Below are 5,571 nucleotides of genomic sequence, written 5' to 3' on the forward strand. Positions count from 1 at the left end.
GGTCTCGGGGCGGGCCTGCAGGATGTAGAGCCCCCCGTCGATGCCGTCCTTGCCCCACTCGATGTCCATGGGCCGGCCGTAGTGCTCCTCGATGCGCAGCGCGTGCTGTGCGAGCTCGGTGACCTCGTCGTCGGTCAGGGACAGCAGCGGCCGCTGCTCCTCGGGCACCGGGACGAACTCGGTCGTGCGCCCGACGCTCACGTCGGAGGTGTAGACCATCTTCGTGGCCTTGCCACCGACTCCGCGCTTGAGGATCGCGGGGCGCCCGGCCCGCAGCGCCGGCTTGTAGACGTAGAACTCGTCGGGGTTGACCGCGCCCTGCACGACCGCCTCGCCGAGGCCGTAGCTGCTCGTGACGAACACGGCGTCCCGGAAGCCGGACTCGGTGTCCATCGTGAACATGACGCCGGAGGCGCCGATGTCCGAGCGCACCATCCGCTGGACCCCGGCGGACAACGCCACGACCGAGTGGTCGAAGTCGCTGTGGACGCGGTAGGAGATGGCGCGGTCGTTGTAGAGCGAGGCGAACACGAGCTTGATCGCGTGCAGGACGTTGTCGTTGCCCCGGACGTTGAGGAACGTCTCCTGCTGGCCGGCGAAGGACGCGTCGGGCAGGTCCTCGGCCGTCGCGCTCGAGCGCACGGCGAAGCTGGGCTCCTCGGCGCCTCCCCCGGCCTGCTCGGCGACGAGCTGGTCGAAGGCGCCCCGGATGTCACGCTCGAGGTCCTCGGGGAAGGACTGGTGCTCCACCATCTCGCGGATGCTTGCACCCACCTCGGCGAGGCGCCGCGTGTCGTCGACGTCGAGGTCGTCGAGGAGGGCGTTGATGCGGTCCGCGAGGCCGTCCTCGGCCAGGAAGCGCCGGTAGGCGTCGGCGGTCGTGGCGAAGCCGTCGGGCACGGACACGCCGGCCTTCGACAGGTGCTGCACCATCTCACCCAGCGAGGCGTTCTTGCCGCCCACCGACTCGACGTCGGACAGGCCGAGGTCGGCGAACCTCACCACGTTCTCGGTCACTGCAGGTCCTTCCGGTTCCGGCCCGCCTGGGCGGGCCTCGTTGTCGTGCATGGTCATTCGCTCTGTTGTTCGGTGGATGGTGCCGGCGGTCAGCCGCCGTCGCCGAGACGGCGCGTCTGCATGATGACCGCGGCGATCTCCTCGACCGACATGTTCGAGGAGTTGACGACGGGCACTCGGTGGGCCCGGTACATCGCCTCGGCCCGGCGCAGCTCGTAGCTGCACTGGGCGAGGCTCGCGTACCTCGAGCCGGGTCGCCGCTCACCGCGCACCTGGCTCAGGCGGGCGGCCGTCGACAGGAGGCCGAAGCACTTGCCGGCGTAGGCGCGCACCGGGCGGGGCAGGTCGCTGGACTCGAAGTCCTCCTCGACGAGGGGGTAGTTGGCGACCTTGATGCCGTGCTGCAGGGCGAGGTAGATGGATGTCGGCGTCTTGCCGCATCGTGAGGGCGCGATGAGGATGAGGTGGGCCTGCTCGAGGTTGCGCATGCTCTGGCCGTCGTCGTGCTCCATCGCGAACTCGACGGCCCGCATCCGGGCCTCGTAGCGGCCGAGGTCGCCGACGCCGTGCAGGGCTCCGACGTGGTGGGCCGCGTTGACGTGCAGCACCCGCTCCACGGTGGCCAGGTGCGACCCGAAGAGGTCGATGAAGGCGCACCGCGTCTGCTGCAGCTCGGCGCACACCTCCTCGTCGGACACCGTCGAGAACACGAGGGGCGTCACGGTGTCGGTCATCGCGGCGTCGAGCTCGGCGACGACCTCGCGGGCCCGCTCCACCGTGCGGATGAAGGGGATCTTGCGCCTGACGAAACCCACGGTCGGGAACTGCTGCAGCATCATGTTGCCGAGGGTCTCGGCCGAGATGCCGGTGCCCCCGGCGAGGAAGAAGGCCGGCGTGGGTGGGGGGATCGCCCCTGGTGCCGTCGCAGGCGTCGTCGGTGAGGCCACGGGGCCACTGTGGCACAGCGGCGGGGTGGGACCGCCATGCGCGAGACGATACGGACGCTTTCCGGGTAAGCCCGAGCATGGTGGTCGGTGGCGGCGTGACGCACCTCACGGGCAGCGGCCCCGGCCGCCACGGGGGCGTCCGACCCGGCCCTGATCCGTGCTCAGCGCCGATTTTGTCGCGAACGACTCGCGCTGCTAACGTTTCCCCTCGTTGCGCCGCTAGCTCAATTGGCAGAGCAAGTGACTCTTAATCACTGGGTTCGGGGTTCGAGTCCCTGGCGGCGCACCATCCATGCAGGTCAGGAGCCCGGCCCCTTGGGCCGGGCTCTACTGCTATCCACGAAACCCCCCACTTTTCACTCAGACGTCTCGGTGGTGAGGGCCTCCTCGAGTGCAGCGGCAGCCGCCCCGCTTTTGGCTCCCCGGCCCATGTAGACGTCCATCGTGAGCGACGGCCGGGCGTGGCCGAGCTGGTCAGCGATCTGCCGCGCTGACAGCCCGGCCTCGTCAAGAATCGTCGCGTTCGTCTTGCGGAAGGAGTGCGACGTGATCCATGCCAAGGCATCTGCATCAGTCGGCTTCGACGCCTCTCTAGCAAGCGTCATCAGCTCGCTCCGCCCGGATCTGGTGACCCTGCAGACGTCCGCCACGGCGGCTACATCCTGAGGCTCCACCCTCACCCTGCCGGACTCGACGAGCTCGACTCGCGTCCTGGGCCACGCGAGTGCCTCCGCGACCTCCGTGCGCGACTTTCCTGCGGATCTTCTGGCTCGGGCGAGCGCCGCGCCGAGGGCCTGACGGCTCTCGGTCCCTCGTGGCGCACGCGCCCGGCGCAGGTCTCGCCGGACGTTGTTGGGGTCGCGGAACCCGCCAAGGGCATCGCAGAAGACAGGCTCCTCCGTCCTGATGCCTCGGCTGCGCCGGAGGGCCAGCATCTCCACGCACCAGCCCGGGAGGGCGAGAACCCGCTGCCCGGCCGCAGACTTCGTCGGGCGCCGGACGAGGCCCTCCCCTGTCACGCGCGTCACCTGACCGGTGATCGCCACCACGCCGGCATCGACGTCAACCTCCGACCAGACCAGGCCGAGGGCCTCCCCGATGCGCACGCCCGTGGCCAGCAGGAAGACAGTGAGGTCGGGAAGGTCGGCGGCAACCGCCTTGGGATCGCGGGACAGCATGGCGAACCACTCGCGACGCTCGCCATCGTTGAGCGCCCGCGGCCGGCGCTTGGGGGTGGAGGGGACGTTCTCGGCGTCGCGCACCGGGTTGGTGACGATCGCACCGTGACGAGCGGCCAAGCCGAGGACGCCGGAGATCACGCTGCGGCTCGACCGCGCCGTCGGTGCTCCCACCTGGTTCTTGATCGACTGGATCAGTCTGTCCACCAGTGGGGTGGTGATCTCGCCCAGCCGCACTTCACCCAGAGCAGGGAGCACGTGCGTGTCGAGTTTCCTGCGGTAGGCGTCGCGGGTGCCCGGTGCTCGCCGACCGTCGGCCACCTTCTCGTCGAGCTGCTCAAGCCAGAACGCCGCCGCGACCGAGAACCGGTCCGTGGCCTTGAGGGACCCACCGTGACGGGCGCTAGCTCGCTCGCGCAGCTTCACGAGCAGGTTGGCCTCAGCGGCACTTCTCGTCTTGCCCTGCGCCATGACCTCACGGGTGACCCCGTCGAAGTCACGGAACTTCGCTCGGGCCCTATAGGAGTATGGCTTTGCAGTCTCTCCCCTCGTCAGAGGCGTGACTCCGATACGGCCCCACGATCCCAGGGGCAGCGGTTGCCGAGCCATCGCCCGCGCCTCAGGAAGTAGCCTGCTTGCGACTCTCAACCCATGCGACAACCTCTTCAGGGATGTAGCGCAGGTGCTTGCCCACCCGGGCACACGGCGGCCCATGCCGCTCGAGCCGCCACTTGTACAACGTCTTGATCGGCACGGCCAAATACTCGGCAACGTCCTCTGCACGCCAGAGCGGCCTCGGCCTCGGTGCGGGCACTTTCATTTCCGCCATCGTCCTCTCCCTTCAGGTTGGCATCGTCCTCTCACGACGTGCCTTCCGAGGGGCAACGGGCACTCCGGGTCACTATGGCTCCTCTTCGAGACAGGCGGGCACCTTGCGGGCATCCGTGGCCCTTGGCGGGGCCTCCACGCGGCAAGGGCCACGACCTCCCCCGCCTGAATATCGGAAGGTCGGCGCTTCGACCCCGCCCCTGGCGACGCGACCACAAGAAACCGCAGGTCACTCCGTGCCGGGCGCAGGCCCGGCTCGGCCGGGGCGTACAACGCGGCCAGGGCGACGGAGTGGGCGTCGACCGGGTCGGTCTTGCGGCCATTGCCGGTGGCGAAGATCCGCACCTGCGCGGACAGCTTCGGCGGCACGGTCCACTACCCGTTCACCGTCGTGCACGAGCCGGTGCGCGAGTTGCCGACCGATGCCGTTGCAGCCCTCGACCGCCCACACCCGCTCATCCGTCGTTCCGTACTGGCGGCCGGCGGAAGTATCGCGGCGTAGCCGGCCTTGTCGGTGTCGAACCGTCCCACGTCCAGCACTCGGCCCGTGTGGTCGATGACCTCGATCGTGGACGAGCGTTTGTGCGGGTCCATCCCGATGATCACGCCCACCGGTCCTCCTCCTTCACTCAGACGGATGTCAGAGCGGGGAGGGCATTGCTACTTCGAGCAGAGCAAACCCCTTTCGAGCCTCTCCTGGCGCGGTGCCCGACGAGACCGCATGCCATGAGAGAGCCACACCAATGACACCGGTGGGCAGCCGCGCTATGAGAGCGTCCCGGCGAGCACCTGGAGCGAGTCTGGCCGGACACCGATCCTCCAACCAGTCTCTAAGCAGCCGCGTTGAGGGCGGCTACCCCGCCCGTCATGCCACGTTGGGGGCGGCTATGCTCGCCGACCGCGCTGAGCTTCTGGTGCAGCTCGGTCACCTACACGACAAGCATCCCGACTGCCCAAAAAGCCACATCCCACCTAGGGGCCGGGCCGGTCGCGGCCCATCTCGTCCTCGCCACGACCTCGCGGGCATCCCGAGTGACAGATCTGCTGGATCCCTACACCGCCGTGGACCAGACAGGCGCACGGCCGCACGGCACAACGTCTGCCAGCCAAGGACCTGTGCACCGGCCGCCGCCCCGACGAACCCGCAATCCAACGGGCGGCGCAGGCGCCTGGCACGACTGCCCGCTGCCTGTGCACCAAACTCTCGACTACCTTCGGGTCGGGGGTCGGCTTCGTTCGTTCACGCAGGCGGAAGCGCCCGCGTCCCTTCGTCATTGACTGCTGTTGCCTCAAGTGGTGACTCGGCAGCAGAGCCCGAGGGCCCCGGCGATTCGCGTGAACCGAGCCGCTGTCCAGCAGCGCCGGCGAGCACCACCAGGACGATGCCTCCGACCTGCGCAAGAGATGGGACCTGATTGAAGAACAGAATCCCAAACAGAACCCCTATCGCCGGCTCGACAGCCATGAGAGTGCCGAACGCCGAGTTCGTCATGCGCCGAAGGGCAAGAAGTTCGAAAGCGAAGGGGACCACCGGCATGAGCAGGGCCAGCCCTGCCCCCTCCATGAGGATCTCGACGCTGAGATGCCCCACAGCCTGGGGG

Annotated in this window: 6 protein-coding genes and 1 tRNA gene; 2 read left to right on the forward strand and 5 right to left on the reverse strand. The window is 68.7% G+C overall.

Annotation, left to right across the window (positions count from 1 at the left end):
• Both ACPYOM_RS20670 and ACPYOM_RS20675 read right to left on the reverse strand, forming a co-directional pair.
• Positions 1-1,068 (reverse strand): PEP/pyruvate-binding domain-containing protein (locus ACPYOM_RS20670; RefSeq protein ID WP_481347389.1); only part of this gene is annotated, 1,068 nt, incomplete at its 3' end.
• A gap of 38 nt (positions 1,069-1,106) precedes the next feature.
• Positions 1,107-1,964: a pyruvate, water dikinase regulatory protein gene (locus tag ACPYOM_RS20675; protein WP_481342875.1), complete on the reverse strand. Its 858-nt coding sequence runs from the start codon at positions 1,962-1,964 to the stop codon at positions 1,107-1,109.
• A 213-nt stretch (positions 1,965-2,177) separates the two neighbouring features.
• On the opposite strand from ACPYOM_RS20675, the gene ACPYOM_RS20680 reads away from it, so the two are divergent.
• A tRNA-Lys gene (locus ACPYOM_RS20680) sits at positions 2,178-2,253 on the forward strand.
• 67 nt (positions 2,254-2,320) lie between these two features.
• Here ACPYOM_RS20680 and ACPYOM_RS20685 read toward each other — a convergent pair.
• Positions 2,321-3,613 carry a tyrosine-type recombinase/integrase gene (locus tag ACPYOM_RS20685; protein ID WP_481347390.1) on the reverse strand — a complete coding sequence of 431 codons (1,293 nt, stop codon included), beginning with the start codon at positions 3,611-3,613 and terminating at the stop codon, positions 2,321-2,323.
• A 148-nt stretch (positions 3,614-3,761) separates the two neighbouring features.
• The gene (locus tag ACPYOM_RS20690) at positions 3,762-3,971 is read right to left on the reverse strand and encodes a helix-turn-helix transcriptional regulator (RefSeq protein ID WP_481347391.1); all 210 of its coding nucleotides are present in this window, start codon (positions 3,969-3,971) and stop codon (positions 3,762-3,764) included.
• 327 nt (positions 3,972-4,298) lie between these two features.
• Between ACPYOM_RS20690 and ACPYOM_RS20695 the strand changes: the two genes are divergently transcribed.
• Positions 4,299-4,472 (forward strand): hypothetical protein, encoded by a 174-nt coding sequence (locus ACPYOM_RS20695; RefSeq protein WP_481347392.1) that lies wholly within the window; start codon positions 4,299-4,301, stop codon positions 4,470-4,472.
• A gap of 738 nt (positions 4,473-5,210) precedes the next feature.
• Here ACPYOM_RS20695 and ACPYOM_RS20700 read toward each other — a convergent pair.
• On the reverse strand, positions 5,211-5,571 hold a 361-nt coding region (locus ACPYOM_RS20700), incomplete at its 5' end, for an EamA family transporter (RefSeq protein ID WP_481347393.1).

It is taken from the genome of Monashia sp. HAY1-2A (assembly GCF_056755315.1).